This is a genomic window from Burkholderia sp. MSMB0856 (assembly GCF_001524645.2).
Classification (GTDB): Bacteria; Pseudomonadota; Gammaproteobacteria; order Burkholderiales; family Burkholderiaceae; genus Burkholderia; species Burkholderia diffusa.
Window position 1 is genome coordinate 784884 of the sequence record NZ_CP013428.1, and the last position, 22032, is coordinate 806915.

The following is a 22032-nucleotide window of genomic DNA, read 5'->3' on the forward strand; positions in this document are numbered from 1 at the left end:
GCGTTCACGCGAAACCGCCGCCGTCCGGCGACGCAGGCGGGGTACTGGGTGCCGGCGGTGCGGGCGGCGCATCGATCTCGACGCGATTCTTGCCGTCGTGCTTCGCGCGGTACAGCGCGCGATCGGCGGCCTCGATCAGCGACGTCGTCGGCAGGCCGGCGGCCGGCACGATGCTCGCGCCGCCGATGCTGATCGTCACGTAGCGCCCCGTCGACGAGTGCGCGTGTTCGAGCCGCAGCGACTCGACCGCGAGGCGGATCTTCTCGCCGAGCAGCCGCGCGGCGCCCGGCGACGTGGCCGGCATCACGACCGCGAACTCCTCGCCGCCGAAACGCGCGGCGAGATCGCCGGATTGCCCGAGACAGCGTTCGATGGTGGCCGCGACCTGCTTGAGCACGCCGTCGCCCGACACGTGGCCGTACGTGTCGTTGTACAGCTTGAAGTTGTCGACGTCGATCATCAGCAGCGACAGCTCGCTGCGCTCGCGCGTGCCGCGCCGCCATTCGGCGGCCAGATATTCGTCGAGATAGCGGCGGTTCGACAGCCCGGTCAGGCCATCCGAATGCGTGAGGCGCCGCAGTTCGAGATTGGCCTCCAGCAGTTGCTGCTGCGATTGCCGCAGCGCGCGATAGGCTTCGTCCCGCTGCAGCAGATTCATGTACGAGCGCGAGTGATAGCGGATCCGCGCGATCAGCTCGATGCGGTCCGGCAATTTCACGAGGTAGTCGTTCGCGCCGGCCGCGAAGGCGGCGCTCTTGATCACCGGCTCTTCCTGCGTCGACAGCACGATGATCGGCACGTCGCGCGTCGCCGGATTCGCACGGTACGCCTTCACGAGGCTCAGGCCGTCGGTGCCGGGCATCACGAGATCCTGCAGGATCACGGTCGGCCGCGTCTCGATCGCGGTCGCCAGCGCGTCGTCCGAGCGCGGGCAGTAGTGGAAGTCGATGCCGTCCTCGTCGACGAGCGCGCGGCGGATGGCTTCCGCGACGATCGTCTGGTCGTCGACCAGCAGGACCATCGCGGGCGCGTCGGCGTGCGGCGTGGGCGCCGCGTGCGCGGCGTCGAACGCCGCATGCAGCCCGCCGGGCGGGCGGGTGAGGTCGCTAGTCATGATTGATGCAGGGTTGCGCCATGGTAGCGATGGGTGTGACAGGGTTTCATCGGGTTCAGATTCGCGCGAGCGCCACCAGCTCGCCCGCGATGCGCTCGAGCGGCAGGATCGCGCGCGCGGCGCCGAGCGTCGCGGCCGCCTTCGGCATGCCATAGACGGCGCTGGTCGCCTCGTCCTGCGCGATCGTATGACAGCCCTTCATCCGCAGTGCCTTCAGGCCGATCGCGCCGTCGCGTCCCATGCCGGTCAGCAGCACGCCGATCACGCGTCCCGGCCAGTGCTCGGTCAGGCTGTTGAAGAATACGTCGACCGACGGCCGGTACGGCGTGGCGGCCGGTTCGCGCGTGTATTCGAGCGTGCCGGTGCGCGTGACGCGCAGGTGATCGTCGGTCGCCGCGAGCAACGCGACGCCGGGCTGAGGGCGGTCGCCTTCGTGCGCGACGCGTACGGTCAGCGGCGTCTGGCCGTCGAGCCATTGCGCCATCCCTTCGGCGAACGCGCGATCGACGTGCTGGACGATCACGATCGGCGCGCTGAAGTCGGCCGGCAGGCTGCCGAGGATCGACGCGAGCGCGCCGGGGCCGCCGGCGGACGCGCCGATCGCGATCAGCGGGCCGCCGCTCGCGCGCGAGGTCGTGCCGGCCGCGCGGACGCCGCCGGGCGCGTCGAGCAGCCGGCCGATCTGGTCGATCTTCGCGAGCAGCAGCCGCGCGGTATCGCCGCCCGCGCCTTCGCCGAGGCGTGGCGTGTCGACCGCGTCGAGCGCGCCGGCGCCCATCGCTTCGAACACGCGCCACGCGTTCGCGCCGATGCAGCTCGTCACGATCAGGATCGCGCACGGGCGGCTGGAACGCATGATCCGCCGCGTCGCCTCGATGCCGTCGAACTTCGGCATGATCAGGTCCATCAGCACGACGTCGGGCGGTTGCGCGGCGCACATTTCGACGGCTTGCGCGCCGTCGGTCGCGACCCACAGCACGCGATGCTCGGGCCGGTGCGCGAGCGCGCGGCGCATCGCCTCGACGGCAAGCGGGAGGTCGTTGACGATGCCGATGTTCACAAGCGGGATACTCCGGTCGGTTCGTAGTGTTGGATATGGGCCGGGTTCATGAAAGGCAGTGCCGGGCCGGCGCCGCCGAACGGCATCGGCGGGCGGATGGCACGAAATTCTTTTCGACTGGCGACGCCTCGAATGCTGTCATGCGGCGCGAGCGGCGGCAATCGAAAAAATTGCGCATTGCGTCGATTCCGACCCCTTCCTCTATGGGCAGACGGCATTTTTTGCCGCCCGGGAAGACCGACAGCGATGTGCAGGATTATGCGGCAGCGCGGCAATCCGTCGTCGACGCGTTCGTGACGGCGCGAAGCGCGGCGCCCGGCACGGGCGCACGCGCAGGCACCGGCGAGCCGGCCGCGCAGGCCGGCACACCGCGCGCGGTGCGCGTCCAGTCGTTCAATGGCTGCGGGCGTACCCCTGGATCAGCGCGCGCATCATCCCTTCGACGGTTGCGTCGAGCAGATCGGCTTCCTGCTCCGATTCCTCGACGAGCGCGGCATAGGCGGTCGCGAGCGTCACGCGGTCGACTTCGTGGCGTTGTTCCATCAGCGTCACCATCCCGTCCTTCGCCAGATGAGCGGAGAACGCGCGGCTGCCGATGGTCTGGAATACGTCGATCATGGCGGCTCTCCCGAACGTTGCGATGCCTTCCAGTGTAGTCGGCGCACCGGCGCTCCGCCATGCGCGGCGGGGCGCGGGCCGTCCACGGCACGCCGGCCGGGATCGTGCGTTGCCGCGCGCGCGTTGCCGCCGCCAGCCGCGATTCGTTCCGCCGAAACACAGCGGACACACGACCGGCGCAACGTGGCATCGGTTTCAACGTTTACCCGAAGCTTCAAATTGTCGACTTTTTATCGATAAAGTCTCGTGTTAGATTTTGCCGCCTGAACCCGGTCGAAACCGGGCGGGCGGCGCGCCTTTGCGGCGCCGCGAATCCATCGCAAGGAGGGGCAATGCTGGTGCTGATTGGGGTGCCGATCGTCGTGATCGGTTTCGCGCTGCGCTTCAACGCGCTGCTGGTGGTGACGATCGCGGGCCTCGCGACGGGGCTGGCGGGCGGGATGAATCTCGTCGACATCGTCAGCGCATTCGGCAAGGCGTTCACCGACAACCGCTACATGGGGTTGATCTGGCTGACGCTGCCGGTGATCGCGCTGCTCGAACGCAACGGGCTCAAGGAGCAGGCGAAGCGGATGATCTCGCGTGTGCACGCGGCGACCACCGGCCGCGTGCTGATGCTGTATTTCGTGCTGCGCCAGGTGACGGCCGCGCTCGGCCTCACGTCGCTCGGCGGCCACGCGCAGATGGTGCGGCCGCTGATCGCGCCGATGGCCGAGGCCGCGGCCGTCAGCCGGCTCGGCGACCTGCCTGAATCCGTGCGCCAGCAGATCCGCGCGCATGCGTCGGCCGCCGACAATGTCGCCGTGTTCTTCGGCGAGGACATCTTCATCGCGATCCAGTCGATCCTGCTGATCAAGGGCTTTCTCGAACAGAACGGGATCGTGGTCGAGCCGCTGCACCTGTCGGTCTGGGCGATCCCGACGGCGATCGCCGCGCTGCTGATCCACTGCACGCGGCTGGCGCTGCTCGATCACCGGCTGTCGCGCAGCTTCGGCGCATTCGGGCGGGAGGGCGCGCGATGATCGGCCTCGAACCGCTGTACACGCTCGCCGGCCTGATGTTCGGCGCGTTCGCATGCTTCAACCTGACGGACCGCACGAACCCGCGCCGCGTCGTCAACTTCGCGTTCTGGGCGATCTACGCGCTCACGTTCCTGTTCGGCGCGCTGCTGCCGCACTTCGTGACGGGCTGCCTCGCGATCGCGCTCGCGCTGATCGCGGGCTCGGGCAAGCTCGGACGCGGCAAGTCGGACGAATCCAGCGAAGCGGCGGGTGCGCGGCGCGACGCGAAGGCGCTGCGCTTCGGCAATCGGCTGTTCCTGCCGGCGTTGCTGATTCCCGTCGTCACGCTGATCGGCACGTTCGCGCTGAAACGGGTGCCGTTCGTCGATCCGAAGAGCGTGACGCTGATCTCGCTCGTGCTCGGCACGCTCGTCGCGTTCGCCGTCGCGCTCGCGATGCTGCGCGATTCGCCCGTTCACGCGCTGAAGGAGGCACGTCACACGATGGACGCGGTCGGCTGGGCCGCGATCCTGCCGCAGATGCTCGCGGCGCTCGGCGCGCTGTTCGCGGTCGCGGGCGTCGGCGGCGTGGTGTCGGGGCTCGTGAGGGAGTGGGTGCCGATCGATTCGCCGTTCGCGGTCGTCGCCGCCTATACGGTCGGCATGGCGCTGTTCACGATGATCATGGGCAACGGGTTCGCCGCGTTCCCCGTGATGACGGCCGGCATCGGCCTGCCGCTGATCGTCCATCAATTTCACGGCAACCCGGCGATCCTCGGCGCGATCGGGATGCTGAGCGGCTTCTGCGGTACGCTGATGACGCCGATGGCCGCGAACTTCAACATCGTGCCGGCCGCGCTGCTCGAACTGAAGGACAAGAACGGCGTGATCAAGGCGCAGTGGCCGACCGCCGTGCTGCTGCTGGCCGTCAACACGCTGCTGATGTACGCGTTCGTATTCCGCTTCTGACGAGGTGCCCATGACCGATCGACTGACCCCCGAACTCGCATCGAAATTCGCGTCGCTCGCGCTCGCGCACCTGACCCGCGAATATCCGAACAAGCTCACGCATTCGCTCGAAGGCCCGCACGACGTGCAGGGGCCGCGCGCGCTGCACCCGATCTTCTACGGCAGCTACGACTGGCATTCGTGCGTGCACGGCTACTGGCTGGTGCTGAGCGTGCTCGAACGCTATCCGGCGCTGCCGGAGTCCGAGCGGATCATCGCCGTCGTCGACGCGCACTTCACCGACGCGAACGTCGCCGGCGAACGCGCGTATCTGGCGCTGCCGCACAACAGCGGCTTCGAGCGGCCTTACGGATGGGCGTGGCTGCTGGCGCTGTCCGCGCAGCTGGAGCGGCTCGCGCTGAAGGGCGTGGTGCCGCAGGCAGCGCGCTGGGCGAAGACGCTCGCGCCGCTCGCCGACCTGTTCGTCGCGCGCTTCGAGACCTTCCTGCCGAAGGCCACCTATCCGCTGCGGGTCGGCACGCACTTCAACACCGCGTTCGCGCTGGCGCTCGCGCTCGACTTCGCGCGCGCGACGCAGCGCGACGGGCTCGCGGCGCTGATCGCCGATACGGCGAAACGCTGGCATCTGAACGATGTCGCGTGCCAGGCGTGGGAGCCGTCGGGCGACGAGTTCCTGTCGCCCGCGCTGATGGAGGCGGAGCTGATGCGGCGCGTGCTGCCGGCCGCCGAATTCGACGGCTGGTTCGCGCGTTTCCTGCCCGATCTCGCGCGCGGCGAGCCGGCGACGCTGTTCGAGCCGGCGACGGTCAGCGATCGCAGCGACGGCAAGATCGCGCATCTGGACGGATTGAATCTGAGCCGCGCGTGGTGCCAGCGCTCGCTCGCCGGCGCGCTGCCGGAAGGCGATGCGCGGCGCGCGAAGCTGCGCGATGCGGCCGACCGGCACCTCGCGAGCGCGCTCGCGCACGTGGCCGGCGACTACATGGGCGAGCACTGGCTCGCGACGTTCGCGCTGCTGGCGCTGGACGCGTAGTTGCGGCGTCGGTTGCCCGCGAAGCCGATCTCGATGTGCGCTAGCGCTCGGGCGCGAGATCCTGGTTCGTCGCGGCGATAGGGTCGGCGCCGCCGCCGAGGCCCGCGTTCGAGCCCGGCGGGTTCGATGGCTTTGCATCCGGCGCAATACCGCTTTCCACGGGGCGCCCGGCTCGACCCGGCGGCAGAGTCGATACACTGCCGTACCGGTTGCACGGGCCCCGGCATATCAGGCCCCGACGAAGGAGACAGCACAGATGGACACCCAACGCGCAGCGGTCGTGACGTACCGCGGCAATGCGATCGAGAACACGCACGTCGCCGATGTGGCGGTGGTGGATGCCGGCGGCAAGCTGCTGTTCCGGCTCGGCGATCCGTTCCGGATGACGCTCGCGCGCTCGGCGGCGAAGCCGGCCCAGGCGCTGTCCGTGATCGAGACGGGCGCGCCGGAGCGTTTCGGTTTCGACGAAGCGGACATCGCGCTGATGTGCGCATCGCACAGCAGCGAGGAGCGGCACATCGCGCGCACGCGGGCGATGCTGGCGAAGGTCGACGCGCAGGAGTCGGATTTGCGGTGCGGCGGCCATGCGCCGCTGTCGGACGCGGTGTACCGGTCCTGGATCAAGCGCGACTACACGCCGACCGGCGTGTGCAGCAACTGCTCGGGCAAGCACGTCGGGATGCTGGCCGGCGCGCGGGCGATCGGCGCCGCGATCGCCGACTACCATCTGCCGGCGCATCCGATGCAGATGCGCGTGAAGCACGTGGTCGCCGATGCGTGCGGCCTGCCCGACGACGAGGTCGACTGGGCGATCGACGGCTGCAACCTGCCGACGCCGGCGTTCCCGCTCGACCGCCTCGCGCGTCTTTATGCATCGCTGGCAGACGGTGCGGATACGGTTGAAGCCGGCGGCGCGGCGGCGACCGATCGCGTGCGCGCGCTGGCGCGCATTCATCATGCGATGACGGCCCATCCCGAGCTGGTCGCCGGAGAAGGGCGCTACTGCACGGTGCTGATGGAGGCCTTCGACGGGCAGGTCGTCGGCAAGCTCGGCGCGGATGCGTGCTACGGGATCGGCGTCCGCGCATCGGCGCGCACGCGGGAACTCGGCGCCGACGGCGCGCTCGGCCTCTCGGTGAAGATCGAGGACGGCAACATCGACGTGCTGTACATGATGGTCAGCGAACTGCTCGAACGGCTGCGGATCGGCACGGACGCGCAGCGCGCGCGGCTCGCCGCGTTCCACCGGCCGCGGATGCTGAACACGCAGGGCGTCGAGATCGGGCACGCGACGTTCCCGTTCGAATTGCAGCCGGCCTGACGGCGGCTGTGGTGCCGATGCCGCGTGCCGAAGGTGCATGCGTCGTCGGCGCTGGCTTGCCGGCCGGCGCGACGGCCGCTGCTACGCGCCCGCGTCGCGAATCTTCGTCAGCTCGACTTCCGACAGCTCGCCGATGTGCGCGAGATGCTCCGCGAGGAAGTCCTTCAGCACGCGCAGCTTCGCCGAGCTGCGCCGGTTCGCCAGATACGCGATGTAGATGTAGTCGCCCGTGAGCTTGTTCTGCAGCCGGTAGCGCGGCAGCACGGCTTCGAGCCGGCCGCTCGCGAGCAGGTCGCGCACCAGCCAGATCTCGAATTCGGCGATGCCGAGGCCCGCGCAGGTCGCGTCCAGCAGAAGTTCCGAATGGTCGGTGACGAGGTTGCCGGCCGGCAGCACGCTGTGCCGTGCATCGCCGCGCACGAGCTCCCAGCGCGGATCGCCCTCGGGATGCACGTAGCGCAGGCAGTTGTGATGCCGCAGGTCGTCCGGCGTCGCGGGGCGCCCGCAGCGGTCGAGGTAGCCGGGCGTCGCGCACAGGATGCTGTCGTTGCGCGACAGCCGGTGCACGACCAGGTTGTCCAGGTAGTTCTCGCCTTCGTGAATGTCGAGGTCGAAGCCGCCGGCGACGAGGTCGTTGTGGTTGTCGGTGAGCCGCACGTCGAGCTGGATCGTCGGATAGCGCGCGAGAAACGGCGCGATCAGCGGCGCGAGATGGCGGCGGCCGAACGCGACCGGCGCGGTGAGCTTCAGCGGGCCGCTCGGCTGTGAATTGAGCTCGGCAACGACGCGCAGCGTGTCGTCGAGATCGGCGATCAGCGTGACCGCGCGTTCCAGGTAGATGTGGCCGGCCTCGGTCAGCGTCACGCTGTGCGTCGAGCGATGCAACAGCGCGACGCCGAGGGCGTCCTCGATCGCCGTGATCTTGCGCGCGACCGTTGATGTCGACACGCGCATCTCCTTCGCGACCGCGGAAAAACTTCCCATTTCGACGACCCGCACGAACGCGCGCATCGCGCCGAGGTGATCGATGCCGGTGTCTCTCGCCGTTGTTTTCATTCGTCTCTCGCTGTTGCATCCCACGCAAAACCGCTTTCGATAATACAGAAGCGAGGTTCTTTATGCAAAGGCATAGAATGCGATCCCGTCGTACGGGGAAGCGGTGAACGCAGCCGGTTTCCCACGTCGGCAGAGACAATTCAGGAGGGGCACCATGACGGAAAGCGGCTTCCGCGTCGAGGCGGATCTTTTAGGGAAACGAAGCATTCCGGATTCTGCGTACTACGGCGTCCATACGCTGCGCGCGAAGGAGAACTTCGACATTTCGGGGCGCACGATCGCGTCGCTGCCGTACCTCGTCATGGCGCTCGCGGCGGTGAAGGAAGCCGCTGCCGATGCGAACTGCGAGCTCGGGCTGCTGCCGGACGCGTATCGCGACGCGATCGCCGCCGCCTGTGTCGAGATCCGCGAGGGCCGGCTGCACGATCAATTCGTGGTCGACATCATCCAGGGCGGGGCCGGCACATCGACCAACATGAACGCCAACAAGGTGATCTGCAACCGCGCGCTCGAAATCATGGGGCATGCGCGCGGGCAGTACGAATACCTCCATCCCAACGAGCACGTCAATCTCGCGCAGAGCACGAACGACGTCTATCCGACCGCGATCCGGATCGCGACCTGCTTCGCGGTCGAGCATCTGCTCGACGCGATGGCGCGCCTGCGCGATGCATTCGCGGAGAAGGCCGACGCGTTTTCTGATCTGTTGAAGCTCGGCCGCACGCAGCTGCAGGACGCCGTGCCGATGACGCTCGGCCAGGAATTTTCGACCTACGCGGTGATGGTGACGGAAGACATCGCGCGCCTGCAGGAAGCCGGCTTGCTGATGCGCGAGATCAATCTCGGCGCGACCGCGATCGGCACCGGCATCACCGCGCATCCGGAGTACGCGCAGAAGGCGCTGGCCGCGCTGCGACGCATCACCGGCCTGGACCTGAGCACCGCGCCGAACCTGATCGAAGCGACGCAGGACTGCGGCGCGTTCGTGCAGGTTTCCGGCGTGCTGAAGCGGATCGCGGTCAAGCTGTCGAAGATCTGCAACGACCTGCGGCTGCTGTCGAGCGGCCCGCGCGCCGGCTTCGGCGAGATCAACCTGCCGCCGGTGCAGGCCGGCTCGTCGATCATGCCGGGCAAGGTGAACCCGGTGATTCCGGAAGTCGTGAACCAGGTCGCATTCGAAGTATTCGGCAACGACCTCACGGTGACGTTCGCCGCCGAGGCCGGCCAGCTTCAGCTCAACGCGTTCGAGCCGGTGATCGCGAGCGCGCTGTTCCGCAGCTTCGGCCACCTGACGGCCGCCTGCACGACGCTCGCGGACCGCTGCGTGAGCGGAATCACCGCGAACCCCGAGCGGTTGCGCGAAACGATGGAGCGGTCGGTCGCGCTCGCGACCGCGCTAAACCCGTACATCGGCTACAAGCGCGCGACGGCCGTGGCCGCCGAGGCCCACGCGAGTGGCAAGTCGATCCGCGAAGTCGTGCTCGATCGCCAGTTGATGACCGCCGCGCAACTGGACGAAGCGCTGCAGCCCGAAGCGCTGATCCGCCCGCGCGCGTACTGATTCCGGCCGCGCGGCGCCGGCGCATGCCGCCGGACGCCCGTGCGCGGCCGTTCCCGCAGCGCCCCGTCGACGGGCGCGACACATCAAGAAACGGAGACACACCATGAAGCACGCCAGCGAGCGCGCGGCCGACACGGCCGGCGGCGCGGATCCCCGTCATGCCGACCGAGACGCGATGTTCGCGTCGCACGAATCCGGCTATGAGAAACAATTGAAGCCGCGCCACGTGCAGATGATCGCGATGGGCGGAGCGATCGGCACCGGCCTCTTTCTCGGCGCGGGCGGCCGCCTGCAGAGCGCGGGCCCCGCGCTGGCGGTCGTGTATCTCGTGTGCGGTGTATTCGCATTCCTGATCATGCGCGCGCTCGGCGAGCTCGTGATGCATCGGCCGACCAGCGGCTCGTTCGTGTCGTACGCACGGGAGTTCATGGGCGAACGCGCGTCGTTCGTCGCGGGCTGGATGTACTACCTGAACTGGGCCACCACCGGCATCGTCGACATCACCGCGGTCGCGATCTACATGAAGTACTGGGCGGTGTTCACGGACGTGCCGCAGTGGGTGTTCGCGCTCGGCGCGCTGGGGATCGTGTCGGTGATGAACATGATCGGCGTGAAGGTGTTCGGCGAGATGGAGTTCTGGTTCTCGATCGTCAAGGTCGGAACGCTCGCGCTGTTCCTCGCCGTCGGCGCCGTGTTTCTCGCGAGCGGTCATCCGGTCGCCGGGCAGATGCCGGGGCTGCACCTGATCGCGGATCACGGCGGAATCTTCCCGCACGGGATCCTGCCGGCCGTGCTGATCGTGCAGGGCGTCGTGTTCGCGTATGCGAGCATCGAGCTCGTCGGCGTCGCCGCGGGCGAGACCGCCGATGCGCGCAAGGTGCTGCCGAAGGCGATCAACAGCGTGATGTGGCGCATCGCGCTGTTCTACGTCGGCTCGGTCGTGTTGCTGACGATGCTGCTGCCGTGGACCGCGTACAGCGCGCACGAAAGCCCGTTCGTCACGTTCTTCGGCAAGCTCGGCGTGCCGTACGTCGGCACGGTGATGAACGTCGTGGTGCTGACCGCCGCGCTGTCGAGCCTGAATTCCGGCCTCTATTCGACCGGGCGCGTGCTGCGTTCGCTAGCGATGGGCGGCTCGGCGCCGCGCTTCGTGTCGCGGATGAACGCGCGCGGCGTGCCGTACGGCGGGATCCTCGTCACGGTCGCGGTCAATGCGATCGGCGTGCCGCTGAACTACATCGTTCCGGCGCAGGCGTTCGAGATCGTGCTGAACATGGCGTCGCTCGGGATCATCACGACCTGGGGCTTCATCGTGATGTGCCAGATCCTGTTCCGCCGCGCGGTCAATCGCGGCGAGCTGAGCCCTGTCTCGTTCCGGATGCCCGGCGCGCCGTTCACGTCGTGGCTCACGCTCGGGTTCCTGGTCAGCGTGCTGGTGATGATGGCGTTCGATTACCCGGGCGGCACGTGGACCGTCGGGATGATCCCGGTCGTCGTGCTCGCGCTCGTGGTGGGCTGGAAGCTCGCGAAGCGCGGTGCCGCGCGAGAGGCGTCCGCTGCGGCCGCCGCGCCGATCGGCGCCGATCCGGCGAGCAACGTCTGACGATACGCACGGGCGGGTCGACCGCCCGTGCGCTCAGTTCGATCCGGTGCGCGCGCCGACCCAGCGGCCGAAGTCGCCGGCCATCTCCGCCGTGAGTTCGTGGCCGGCGTCGTAGAGGCGCGTGTCGTGCGCGACGCCGAGCGCCGTCAGCTTCGCGTCGGCGGTTTCGGTCCACGCGACCGGCAGCTTGTCGTCGAAGCGGCCGTGCATCACCAGCGCGTGCAGCGCGCTCAATGTGTCGCGCGGCGCGATCAGCGGATCGATCTCCGGCAGGATGCGCCCGCACAGCACCGCGAACGCGACGACATCGGCCGGTGACGTGAGCGCGACGCTCGCGCTCATGATGCCGCCCTGGCTGAAGCCGGCGATCACGGTGGGCGGGGCGGCGTGTTCGTTGTCGGTGCCCCGGGCGCGCAACGCGCGCAGCAGCGCGATCAGCTGCACACGGCTCGCCTCCGCGCGGGCCGCGTCGATTTCCGGGCCGTTCGGGCCGAAGCGCACCGGAAACCACGCGTGCTGGCCGGGGCCGAACGTCAGCGGGCCGCGCACGAACGCAATTTCGATGCGCGGGTCGATCGTGCCGGCCAGATTCAGCAGATTGGTTTCGTTGCCGCCGACGCCGTGCAGCAGCAACAGGCGGCCCACGGGGCGGCCCGCGGCCGGGCGCAGCCGATAGTGGAGGCCGGATTCGGAGTCGGTGGTCAGCGGCAGGACGTCGGTCATTGCAAGGGTCCGGTGGGGAAGTGATCCGACAGTCTAGAACGCGCGGGAGCGAAGGTGAATCGCCGGACGGCGATTGATTGTTTCCTGATGAGAATGAATAGACGGCCATTCGCCATGTCGGCCGGCGCAGCGATTCCGGCCGCGCGGCAGAAGGTGCATACCCGATTCGATTCGCGGATAATGCGCAAACGTTTTACCGGTATTCGGCCGGATTGAATTATCGGATCGCAAATAAAAGAATGAATATCCGGATTCGATTTATCGAGGCCGCCGGGAACGCCCGTCGGGCCTTTCAGGCCAGAGGTTAACGGCCGATTCGAGAAAAACTTTAGGATTTTCTCGCCGCAATTGATCATTGCGATTTTCTCAACGACCGATTGATTTTCGGTCATCGGACAGTCATACACCATCCCCGATAATTCGGCGCTCACATTCTTTCAATAGACAAAAGGGCGATCGAAGCCGGATCGCTGCGGGGAGCTGTACTCATGACCATTCGTCATCGCATTACGCTGCTAGTCGTCCTGACGTTTTTCGCGTTGTCCGCGATCGGCGTGTACGCCGTGTACCAGACGCGCAAGAGCGCGTCCGAGGTGCGTCAGGTTACCCAGGGAATCGTGCCGAGCGCGCTCGCGTCGGCGGATCTCGTCGCCGACGTGAAGAACATCCAGATCGCGACGATGACGCTGGTGTACGCGCCCGACGCGAACACCGCCGCGCAGGCGCGCGACGAGCTGAAGGCGAAGCAGGGCGCGCTGCGCGCGGCGCTCGACGCCCAGGCGAAATCGGCGGTCGGCCGCGCGCAGGAAGGCCTCGTCGAGCAGGCGAAGGACAGCGCCGCGAACTACTTCGCCGCGATCGACGACACCGTGAAGATGAAGACCGACGGCAAGCCCGAGATGGCGCAGGCGTATCTGTTCGCGAACGTCGCGCAGTATCGCGACGAACTCGAGGGCATCGTCGACACGCTGCGCGTCGAGAAGAACCGCCAGAAGGACGATGCGATCCGCGCGCTGAACGGCATGCTCGCGACGACGGCCACCGCGATCGCGGGCGTGGCGGGCACGGTGGTCGTGCTGCTGACCGCGCTCGGCTTCGTGCTGTATCGCCAGATCACGCGTCCGCTGATCGGGATGCAAACGGCGATGAGCGAGATCGCCACGAGCCAGGACTTCACGCGCCGCGTGCCGGTGGGCCGGATGGACGAGATCGGTCATTCGATCGTCGCGTTCAACGGGATGATCGAGAAGATCCAGGAGAACGCCGCGCAACTGAAGCAGAAGACGGCCGACATCCAGGCAATGCTGCAGAACATGCAGCAAGGGATCCTGACGGTCGTCGAAGGCGGCGTCGTGCACGCGGAGTATTCGGCTTACCTCGAGACCATCTTCGAGACCGGCGACATCGCCGGACGCGACCTGATGGCGCTCGTATTCGACGATTCGAGCATCGGCTCCGACGCGCGCTCGCAGGTCGACGCGGCCGTGCATGCGTGCCTCGGCGAGGACAGCATGAACTTCGCGTTCAACGAGCACCTGCTCGTCAACGAAGTCGCGAAGCGGATGCCGGACGGCCGCGAGAAATGGCTCGACCTGAGCTGGTCGGCGATCACCGACGAGACCGACACGGTCGCGCGCCTGATGCTGTGCGTGCGCGACGTGACCGAGATCCGCGAGCTGACCGCGCAGGCCGGCGAGCAGCAGCGCCGTCTCGAGATGATCGGCGAGATCCTGTCGATCAGCCAGGACAAGTTCCACGACTTCGTGCACAGCGCGAAGGGCTTCCTCAGCGAGAACGAGCGGATGATCCGCCAGCACGAACGCGCCGATCATTCGATCGTCGCGGCGCTGTTCCGCAACATGCACACGATCAAGGGCAACGCGCGCACGTACAGCCTGCAGCATCTGACCAACATCGTGCACGAAGCGGAGCAGGCGTACGAATCGCTGCGCCGCGCGGACGGCGGCCCCGAGTGGAATCGCGATGCGCTGATGGACGATCTGGCGCGCGTGCGCGAAGCCGTCGACCACTACGCGACGATCAACGCGGTCACGCTCGGCCGGCATGGCGAGGCGGCGCAGCACGGCGGCACCGACTACCTGATGGTCGAGCGCGCGCATATCAGCGAGAGCCTGCGCATGCTCGACGGCGCCGATCCGGCGAACGCAAGCGACTGGCGCGCGGCGCGCGATTCGGTGCGCCGCCTGCTGAGCCAGTTCGGCACGCAGGGCATCGGCGATGCGCTGGGCGGCGTGATCGAATCGCTGCCGTCGCTCGCGGCCGAACTCGGCAAGCCGGCGCCCGTCGTGCATATCGACAGCAACGGCCATCGCGTGCGCAGCGAGATCGGCGCGACGCTGAAGAACGTGTTCATGCACCTGTTGCGCAACGCGATCGACCACGGGATCGAAACGTCGGAAGAGCGTCGCGCGGCCGGCAAGGCGCCGGCCGGCAAGATCGACATCGCGGTCGACATCGAGGACGATGCGTTGCGCTTCGTGCTCGGCGACGACGGCCGCGGCCTCGCGCTCGACCGGATTCGCGGGATCGCGCGCGAGCGCGGCTGGATCGACGCCGGCAACGAAGCCGCGCTGACCGACGAAGCGGTGGCCGAACTGATCTTTCGCCCGGGCTTTTCGACCGCGCGCGCGGTGACCGAAGTATCGGGGCGCGGCGTCGGGATGGACGCGGTGCGCAACTTCCTGAAGCGCGACGGCGGCGACATCGCGCTGCGCTTCACCGACGATCGCGTCGGCGCGTCGTATCGCGCGTTCGAGACGATCGTGTCGCTGCCCGCGCGATTCGCGGCGGACGGCGCCGCCCGTGACGCCGGGCAGCCGGCCGGCGCCGGCATCGCGATCGTCGACGTGGCGGAGTGATCGTGCAAGCGTGGATGATCCCGATCGGCGCCGCGCTGGCGGGCGGCCTGGTGGTCGCGGCGGTGGCCGCGATCGTGTGTCGCATCGCGCGAGCGCGGCTCGTTGCCGCGCTGACGCGCGAAGCCGGGGCGTTGCGCGCCGCGCTCGGCGCGGCCGATGCACGGGCCGATGAAGCCGTTGCCGCACATGCCGAAGCGGCGCAGGTGTGGGCGCGCCGCGAAGCGGCGCTCGAGGAGGCGCTGGCGCGCGAGGCGGCCGGCACCGGCGAGCAGCGCGACGCGCTGCAGGCGCTCGCGGCCGAGCGCGCCGCGCTGTCGCAGCATGCGACGAAGCTCGCCGACGAAGCCGCGCGGCTGCGCGGGCTGGCCGGCACGTTCGAACGCTGGCACGAGCAGATGATCTCGCTGACCACGCAGAACCAGGACATGCGCACGAAGAACCAGGAGCTGTCGGCGATCGTCGCGCACGTGTCGATCGTGTCGCTGAACGCGTCGATCGAGGCCGCGCGCGCGGGCACGGCCGGGCGGGGCTTCTCGATCGTCGCGAGCGAGGTGCGCGGGCTCGCCGCGCGCTCGCAGCAGCTGTCGAACAGCTATCGCGACAGCCTGAATCGCAACGATCTCGTGACGGCCGCGACGTTCCAGGACATCCAGGCCGGCGGCAAGATGATCACGGCCGCGCTCGCGACGGTCGAGACGCTGGCCGGGCAGCTGCATGCGCGGCTCGAGGGAGCGGCGGCGTGATCACCGCGCAGGCCCGGGCCGGTTTCGAGCGGATCTTCTTCGATGCGGCGCGCACGCGGCTCGCGTCCGGCGGCGCGTGCGAAATCAGGCCGGCCGCCGGCGATGCGCACGACGCGTCGCACGATCCATCACGCGCGAAATCGCGCGCGACGCCGAAGGTGCCCGAGCACGTCGCAGTGCTGACGATCTCGGCACTGCATTTCCGGCTGCTGCTCGCGCTGCGCTTTCGCGACGACGAACCGACGCGTCGTCATTTCGCCGCCGCGACGCCCGGCGCGAGCGCGCAGCGGCCGCTGCCCGAGGCGTTCATGGAAGTCGCGAACCTGTGCTGCGGCGCGATCAACCAGGCGCTGACCGCGCCGTTCCCCGATCTCGGGATGTCGACGCCTTACCTGTTGAGCGGCGCGAGCGTCGACTACCTGCCGGCGCTGCATCCCGACCACGTGGCCGCGTACGACGTGACGCTCGACGGCGACGTGCGGATCGGCGCGACGCTGTGCGTGTGCGCGAACGCGCCGGTCGATTTCCACGTGCCGGAAGCGGCGAGCGTGGACACGGGCGGCGAGCTCGAACTGTTTTGACCGATTGTGAGGAAGGACTCCGCGAGATGACCGTAGACCAACCCGTCAGCAAGGTGCTCGTGCTCGACGACAGCCGCGCGCATGCGGCGACGCTCAAGCGCTTCTGCGACGAGCACAACCTGGTCGGCCTGACCGTGCGGCGCAACCGGCTGCTGAAGGTGCTGCGCTCGAACATCGATCTCGGCGCGATCCTGCTCGCCGAGGACTACGGCGGCTCGCCGGACGAAAGCGCGATCATCGCGACGCAGATCGATGCGCTGCGGCCCGAGCTGCCGATCATCCTGCGCCGCGCGTCGAATGCGTCGCGCGACGGGCTGCCCGATGCGCTCGCGCGCGTCGCGTGCGCGGCCTACGTCGCCGACGACCTGACGCCGCTCAAGCGCGCGATCGACGAATACCTGTTCGGCCGCGATTACCCGAACGCGCTCGTGCGCGGCATCGCGGAGATCACCGAGGCGCGGCTCGACAGCCTGTTTCCGGGCCTCGCGATCGAGCGCGACACGCCGTGCATCGTGCGCGACCAGATCATCTTCGGCGAGGTGTTCAGCCTGATCGCGCTGGAAAGCGCGTGGTGCCGCGGCTACATGCTGCTGCAGACGAGCGAGCAGCCGCTGCTCGACATGATCGGCGGCACGCGCGACGACGGCCGCGCACCCGATTTCCGGGACGTGAACAACGTGCTCGGCGAGTTGACCAACCTCGTGTGGGGCGCGTTCAAGAACCGCTATCTCGGCGACGCGGAGGCACTCGCGCGGCATCCCGTGCAGGTGCCGCTCGTCGTCAATCACAAGCAGAAATTCATTTCGTTCGGCGGCGACTGTCCGCAGCTGTGTTTCAAGTATCGGATGACCGACCCCGAGTCGGGACGATCGGTGCGGCTCGACCAGCGTTTCGTGTTTAGCCTGAGCTGGTCGCCGGAGGATTTCCGCGAATCCGTGCAGGACGTGGGGCCGATGGTCGAGTCGGGCGAACTCGAACTGTTTTGAATGTTGAAGTCAGCAACAAGGAAAGGGGAATACGGCATGGCAAAGATTCTGGTGGTCGACGATTCGGGCACGGTGCGTGACGAGGTCGCGGGGTTCCTGCGCAATCACGGGCTCGACGTCGCGACGGCGGTGGACGGCAAGGACGGGCTCGCGAAGCTCAAGGCGACGCCCGGCGTGCGCCTCGTGATCAGCGACGTGAACATGCCGAACATGGACGGCCTGACGATGGTCGAGAAGATCCGCGGCGAGCTGGCGAATACGTCGGTCAACGTCGTGATGCTGACGACCGAGAGCAGCCCGGCGATGAAGGAGCGCGGCAAGGCCGCCGGCGTGAAGGGCTGGATCGTGAAGCCGTTCAAGGGCGACGCGGTGCTCGACGCGCTGAAGAAGCTCGCGGGCTGAGCGCGCACGCGGGTGATGCATCGCCGTCGGCCGGCGATCGATGGGCAGCCTGGGTGGCCTTCGCGTCACGGTGCGGTGACGTTCAAGCCGGCTTCGCGGCCGGCTGGTCGACCCCGCTGGACGCCGCGCGCAATGTGGAGGACGATTCGTGATCATGTCGATCGCGAATCCGGGCGCGTGTCGCCCGTGCTGCCCGTGCTGCGGATTCGCGCCCGATCGAACCCCGTCGAGCGGAGCATCATGGAATCCCGTCACGAAACACCCGAGCCGATCCTGCTGCGCGACGTGCGCGACGGGGTCGTCACGCTGCGGCTGAACCGGCCGCAACAGTTCAACGCGTTGTCGGAGGCGATGCTGGCGAGCCTGCAGGACGCGTTCGATTCGCTGGCCGCCGATCCGCACGTGCGCTGCGTCGTGCTCGCCGCCGAGGGCAAGGCGTTCTGCGCGGGCCACGACCTGCGGCAGATGCGCGCCAAACCCGAACTCGATTACTACCGCACGCTGTTCGCGCAATGCAGCCGCGTGATGCTCGCGATGCGCGCGTTGCCGGTGCCGGTGATCGCACGCGTGCACGGCATCGCGACGGCGGCCGGCTGCCAGCTCGTCGCCGCGTGCGATCTCGCCGTCGCAGCGGACACCGCGCGCTTCGCGGTATCCGGAATCAACGTCGGGCTGTTCTGCTCGACGCCGGCCGTCGCATTGAGCCGCAACGTGTCGGCGAAGCGCGCGTTCGACATGCTCGTCACCGGGCGTTTCGTCGATGCGGCGACGGCGGCCGCCTGGGGGCTCGTCAACGAGGCCGTGCCCGAGGATGCGCTCGACGCGGCCATCGCGCGCAAGGTCGCGGAGATCGTCGCGAAGAGCCCGGCGGCGGTGCGCTACGGCAAGCAGATGTTCTACCGGCAGCGCGAACTGCCGCTCGACGACGCGTACGCGTTTGCGGGCGACATGATGGCGCGCAACATGATGGAAGAGGACGCCGGCGAGGGGATCGATGCGTTCCTGGAGAAACGCAAGCCGGTGTGGCGTTCGTAGCGCGGGGGCCGCGCGTGCGCATTGCCCTCGCCAGCGCGCTTTACACGTTGCAAAAGCAGACGGGCCGCTGGTAAAGCGGCCCGCGCGCTGATCCGGATGTGCGGCGACAGCGAGCGTGCCGCCGCATCCGCGCCGGGCATCAGCGCCCGTAGCTGCCCGTGCGCAGCGCCGGCTGCACCGTCGACGCGCCGGGCGGCACGGTCACGACCGGCACGCGGCGCGCGAGTGCGCACATCAGCTCGTAGCCGATCGTGCCGCTCGCTTCCGCGACGTCGTCGACCTTCACCTGATCGCCCCACAGCTCGACGCTCGAGCCGATGCCCGCGTTCGGGCACGGCGTCAGGTCAACGGTGAGCATGTCCATCGACACGCGGCCGACGACGCGCGTCATCACGCCGTCCACCGCGATCGGCGTGCCGGTCGGCGCGTGGCGCGGATAGCCGTCCGCATAGCCGCACGCGACGACGCCGATCCGCATCGGCCGGTCTGCCGTGAAGCGACGGCCATAACCGACCGTTTCCTCCGGCGCGAGCGTCTGCACGCCGATGATCTTGCTCGTCAGCGTCATGGCGGCCATCAGCGGCGTGTCGGCGATGTGCCGCGACGCGCCGGTCGGCGACGCGCCATACAGGATCGTGCCCGGCCGCACCCAGTCGCGATGCGCGCGCGGATGCCACAGCACGGCCGCCGAATTCGATGCCGAGCGCTCGCCCGGAATCCCGGCCGTGGCCGCATCGAATTGATCGAGCTGCCAGTCGACTTCGCCTTCGTCGGCGTTCGCGAAATGCATCATCAGCGTGATCTTGCCGATCGACGGCGCGGCCGCCGCGCGTTCCCACGCGGCGCGGAATGCGTCGGGCCGGTAGCCGAGCCGGTTCATCCCGGAGTTCATCTTCAGCTGGATGTCGATCGGCTGCCGGGGCTTCGCGGCGATCAGCAGGTCGAGTTGCGCGTCGCAGTGCACGGCCACCGTCAGCCGGTGGCGGTCGGCCAGTTCGACGTCGGCCGGCTCGAAGATCCCTTCGAGCAGCAGCACCGGCTTGTTCCAGCCGAGCTCCCGCACGCGCACGGCTTCGTCGAGATCGAGCAGCGCGATGCCGTCGGCGGCCGCGAGGCCCGGATAGATCCGCTCGATCCCGTGACCGTATGCGTTGGCCTTGACCACGGCCCATACGCGCGATTGCGCGGCGGTGCGACGGATGAAGTCGAGGTTATGGCGGACGGCGTCGGGACGGATATGGGCGACGATGGGACGGGGCATGGGCGGGCTCGGGTCGAAAGTCGTTCGGCGCACGCGGCGGCGCGGCGCGGGTGAGCAGGCTGGCGCGGCAACACACCAAGCCAGTGTTGAGCGCTATCTTATTGGTGTTCGACCAGTTTTAATTAACGTATTTGTCGGCGATTTGGTGGAATTTTTTGTGCCTGATCCATGCCGTCACTGCCTTCGGCAGGCGGTTTTGCCGAGTCTCCCGTCTAGAAAACCGGTGCGCGAACAGCCCGGCGCAATGCTAAGCTCTGCGCGACCGTGTCATTGATCAATGTAATCATAAAGGAGGAGACTTTGATGACGACGTCCCAGATCTGCCTGTTCATCGTGGCGCTGTTGCCGTTCCCGATGACGTTCCTGGCCAAGGCCCGCAAGGGCTACGACAACCACGCGCCGCGCGAGTACCTGGCAAGGCTCGAAGGCTGGCGCGCGCGGGCGCAGGCCGCGCACCAGAACGCGTGGGAGGCGCTGGCGCTGTTTACGGCCGCACTGGTCGTCGCATGGCACAACGGCGCGAACGCGCATCACGTCGATCAGCTCGCGATTGGGTTCGTCGCGATTCGCGTCGTCTATGTGCTGACGTACCTGCTGAACTGGGCGTCGCTGCGCTCGCTCGTGTGGTTCGCGGGGATGGCCTGCGTCGTCGCGTTGTTCTTTGCCGCGCCGTGACGAGAGGATGAACGGGAGGCCCCCGCGTGGCCTCGGCGCGCGGGTTCGCTACGCACCGCCTGCGCCGCGCGCGTGACTGTCGTTGGATGCGGGCGCAACGATCTTCGCGAGCTGGAACGGCGGTGCATCGGCTTCGCGGCGCAGGAACGCGATCAACGGATCGAGCAGCCGATGCCGCGCCGACGGATTGCGGCGCAGCACGAAGCGCCATGACGCATCGCGTGCGAGGCCCGGCACCAGCGGCACCAGGCGGCCGCTGCGCAGTTCGGGCTCGATCAGCGGCACGCGCCCGAGCGCGATGCCCGCGCCGCCCAGCGCCGCGCCGATCACCTGACTGAAACTGCTGTAGCGGACGATCTTCGTTTCGAAGTCGATCGCTCCGGCGTCGGCGCGCATGGGGCCCTCCGGTCGCGACGAATTGCCGGGCGGATGCCCGTCCGCGCACGCCTTTCCTCCGATCAATCCCGCCCGTGCGGCTCGGGTTTGTCTCGATTCATTTTCCTGTTGAGCATTTTTTTGTTGTCGTAGTATCCGTGTTGACAACACTTGTTGCACTAAGGTCTAATTCAACATCGCATGTTGCGGTGCGGCTTGATGTCGTCGTTCCCCGGCCAGCCGGCCGGTTACATCGCTCAACCATGCGGAGAAAAGTCATGAGTCGCCGTTCCTTCCTGAAAGCCGTCGCGGTGGTCGCCGCGCTCGGCGCCAGCATCGCGCACGCGGATACCAAGACGCTCGTCGTCGGGACCGATACGTCGTTCATGCCGTTCGAGTTCAAGCAGGGCGACAAGTACGTCGGCTTCGATCTCGACCTGTGGGCGGAGATCGCGAAGGACCAGGGCTGGAAATACACGATCCAGCCGATGGATTTCGCGGGCCTGATCCCGGCGCTGCAGACGCAGAACATCGACGTCGCGCTGTCGGGGATGACCATCAAGGAAGAGCGGAAGAAGGCGATCGACTTCTCCGCGCCGTACTACGACAGCGGCCTCGCGGCGATGGTGCAGACGGACAACACGACGATCAAGTCGATCGACGACCTGAACGGCAAGGTGATCGCCGCGAAGACGGGCACCGCGACGATCGACTGGATCAAGGCGCACCTGAAGCCGAAGGAGATCCGCCAGTTCCCGAACATTGACCAGGCATATCTCGCGCTCGAGGCCGGCCGCGTCGACGCGGCGATGCACGACACGCCGAACGTGCTGTTCTTCGTGAACAACGAAGGCAAGGGCAAGGTGAAGGTCGCGGGCCAGCCGGTCAGCGGTGACAAGTACGGGATCGGCTTCCCGAAGGGAAGCGCGCTCGTGCCGAAGGTCAACGCGTCGCTCGTGAAGATCAAGGCCGACGGCCGCTACGCGCAGATCTACAAGAAGTGGTTCGGCGCCGAGCCGCCGAAGATGTGAGCGTGA

General features: G+C 68.0%; 21 protein-coding genes and 1 pseudogene. 14 read left to right on the forward strand and 8 right to left on the reverse strand.

Going from position 1 to position 22032, the window contains the following annotated elements; translation table 11 throughout:
- Window positions 1-4 precede the first annotated feature (4 nt).
- From WS87_RS21220 to WS87_RS21235, 3 genes are all read right to left on the reverse strand, one after another.
- A complete protein-coding gene (locus WS87_RS21220; protein WP_059818862.1) occupies window positions 5-1114 on the reverse strand; it encodes a diguanylate cyclase domain-containing protein in 1110 nt (369 codons plus the stop codon).
- Window positions 1115-1169: 55 nt separating this feature from the next.
- The gene (locus tag WS87_RS21225; RefSeq protein WP_059818863.1) at window positions 1170-2174 is read right to left on the reverse strand and encodes a chemotaxis response regulator protein-glutamate methylesterase; all 1005 of its coding nucleotides are present in this window, start codon (window positions 2172-2174) and stop codon (window positions 1170-1172) included.
- A 393-nt stretch (window positions 2175-2567) separates the two neighbouring features.
- Window positions 2568-2792 carry a hypothetical protein gene (locus tag WS87_RS21235; RefSeq protein WP_039357299.1) on the reverse strand — a complete coding sequence of 75 codons (225 nt, stop codon included), beginning with the start codon at window positions 2790-2792 and terminating at the stop codon, window positions 2568-2570.
- A 332-nt stretch (window positions 2793-3124) separates the two neighbouring features.
- On the opposite strand from WS87_RS21235, the gene WS87_RS21240 reads away from it, so the two are divergent.
- The 4 genes from WS87_RS21240 to WS87_RS21255 all read left to right on the forward strand — a co-directional run bounded on the left by WS87_RS21240 (window position 3125) and on the right by WS87_RS21255 (window position 7115).
- Window positions 3125-3814, forward strand: coding sequence for a DUF969 domain-containing protein (locus WS87_RS21240; protein WP_059689837.1), 690 nt, complete (start codon window positions 3125-3127; stop codon window positions 3812-3814).
- Entirely contained in the window at window positions 3811-4761 is a 951-nt protein-coding gene (locus tag WS87_RS21245) for a DUF979 domain-containing protein (protein ID WP_059818864.1), read from the forward strand. The genes WS87_RS21240 and WS87_RS21245 overlap by 4 nt, the downstream gene beginning before the upstream one ends.
- A gap of 10 nt (window positions 4762-4771) precedes the next feature.
- The gene (locus WS87_RS21250; RefSeq protein ID WP_059818865.1) at window positions 4772-5794 is read left to right on the forward strand and encodes a DUF2891 domain-containing protein; all 1023 of its coding nucleotides are present in this window, start codon (window positions 4772-4774) and stop codon (window positions 5792-5794) included.
- Window positions 5795-6050: 256 nt separating this feature from the next.
- The gene (locus WS87_RS21255) at window positions 6051-7115 is read left to right on the forward strand and encodes an asparaginase (RefSeq protein ID WP_059818866.1); all 1065 of its coding nucleotides are present in this window, start codon (window positions 6051-6053) and stop codon (window positions 7113-7115) included.
- Between the two features lie 81 nt (window positions 7116-7196).
- Here the strand turns inward: WS87_RS21255 and WS87_RS21260 are convergent, their stop codons facing one another.
- A complete protein-coding gene (locus WS87_RS21260) occupies window positions 7197-8171 on the reverse strand; it encodes a LysR family transcriptional regulator (protein ID WP_059689844.1) in 975 nt (324 codons plus the stop codon).
- Between the two features lie 154 nt (window positions 8172-8325).
- Here WS87_RS21260 and aspA point away from each other — a divergent pair, with 154 nt between their 5' ends.
- Window positions 8326-9732, forward strand: coding sequence for an aspartate ammonia-lyase (aspA, locus tag WS87_RS21265; protein WP_059818867.1), 1407 nt, complete (start codon window positions 8326-8328; stop codon window positions 9730-9732).
- A gap of 103 nt (window positions 9733-9835) precedes the next feature.
- Complete coding sequence (locus WS87_RS21270) at window positions 9836-11335, forward strand: amino acid permease (protein ID WP_059524912.1); 1500 nt, start codon at window positions 9836-9838, stop codon at window positions 11333-11335.
- Between the two features lie 33 nt (window positions 11336-11368).
- On the opposite strand, the gene WS87_RS21275 is transcribed toward WS87_RS21270, so the two are convergent.
- Window positions 11369-12058 (reverse strand): alpha/beta hydrolase, encoded by a 690-nt coding sequence (locus WS87_RS21275; protein ID WP_059818868.1) that lies wholly within the window; start codon window positions 12056-12058, stop codon window positions 11369-11371.
- A complete protein-coding gene (locus WS87_RS21280; protein WP_162499721.1) occupies window positions 12055-12450 on the reverse strand; it encodes a hypothetical protein in 396 nt (131 codons plus the stop codon). The genes WS87_RS21275 and WS87_RS21280 overlap by 4 nt, the downstream gene beginning before the upstream one ends.
- A 96-nt stretch (window positions 12451-12546) precedes the next feature.
- Here WS87_RS21280 and WS87_RS21285 point away from each other — a divergent pair, with 96 nt between their 5' ends.
- From WS87_RS21285 to WS87_RS21310, 6 genes are all read left to right on the forward strand, one after another.
- On the forward strand, window positions 12547-14937 hold the full coding sequence (locus WS87_RS21285; RefSeq protein WP_059818869.1) for an ATP-binding protein: 2391 nt from the start codon (window positions 12547-12549) through the stop codon (window positions 14935-14937).
- A 2-nt stretch (window positions 14938-14939) separates the two neighbouring features.
- On the forward strand, window positions 14940-15680 hold the full coding sequence (locus WS87_RS34505) for a methyl-accepting chemotaxis protein (RefSeq protein ID WP_082750678.1): 741 nt from the start codon (window positions 14940-14942) through the stop codon (window positions 15678-15680).
- Entirely contained in the window at window positions 15677-16261 is a 585-nt protein-coding gene (locus tag WS87_RS21295) for a hypothetical protein (protein ID WP_059818870.1), read from the forward strand. The genes WS87_RS34505 and WS87_RS21295 overlap by 4 nt, the downstream gene beginning before the upstream one ends.
- A 26-nt stretch (window positions 16262-16287) precedes the next feature.
- Complete coding sequence (locus WS87_RS21300; RefSeq protein WP_059818871.1) at window positions 16288-17247, forward strand: chemotaxis protein CheX; 960 nt, start codon at window positions 16288-16290, stop codon at window positions 17245-17247.
- 36 nt (window positions 17248-17283) lie between these two features.
- A complete protein-coding gene (locus WS87_RS21305) occupies window positions 17284-17649 on the forward strand; it encodes a response regulator (protein WP_006765703.1) in 366 nt (121 codons plus the stop codon).
- Between the two features lie 240 nt (window positions 17650-17889).
- A complete protein-coding gene (locus WS87_RS21310) occupies window positions 17890-18684 on the forward strand; it encodes an enoyl-CoA hydratase (protein ID WP_059819633.1) in 795 nt (264 codons plus the stop codon).
- A 139-nt stretch (window positions 18685-18823) separates the two neighbouring features.
- Here WS87_RS21310 and alr read toward each other — a convergent pair whose 3' ends face one another.
- The gene (alr, locus tag WS87_RS21315) at window positions 18824-19945 is read right to left on the reverse strand and encodes an alanine racemase (protein WP_059818872.1); all 1122 of its coding nucleotides are present in this window, start codon (window positions 19943-19945) and stop codon (window positions 18824-18826) included.
- Between the two features lie 303 nt (window positions 19946-20248).
- On the opposite strand from alr, the gene WS87_RS21325 reads away from it, so the two are divergent.
- Window positions 20249-20620, forward strand: a complete 372-nt coding sequence (locus WS87_RS21325) for an MAPEG family protein (protein WP_059818873.1) — start codon at window positions 20249-20251, stop codon at window positions 20618-20620.
- Between the two features lie 48 nt (window positions 20621-20668).
- Here the strand turns inward: WS87_RS21325 and WS87_RS21330 are convergent.
- A pseudogene (locus WS87_RS21330) lies at window positions 20669-20992 on the reverse strand (LysR family transcriptional regulator); the annotation flags it as partial.
- Window positions 20993-21273: 281 nt separating this feature from the next.
- Between WS87_RS21330 and glnH the strand changes: the two are divergent.
- Window positions 21274-22026: a glutamine ABC transporter substrate-binding protein GlnH gene (gene glnH / locus WS87_RS21335; RefSeq protein WP_059450633.1), complete on the forward strand. Its 753-nt coding sequence runs from the start codon at window positions 21274-21276 to the stop codon at window positions 22024-22026.
- Window positions 22027-22032: the final 6 nt, after the last annotated feature.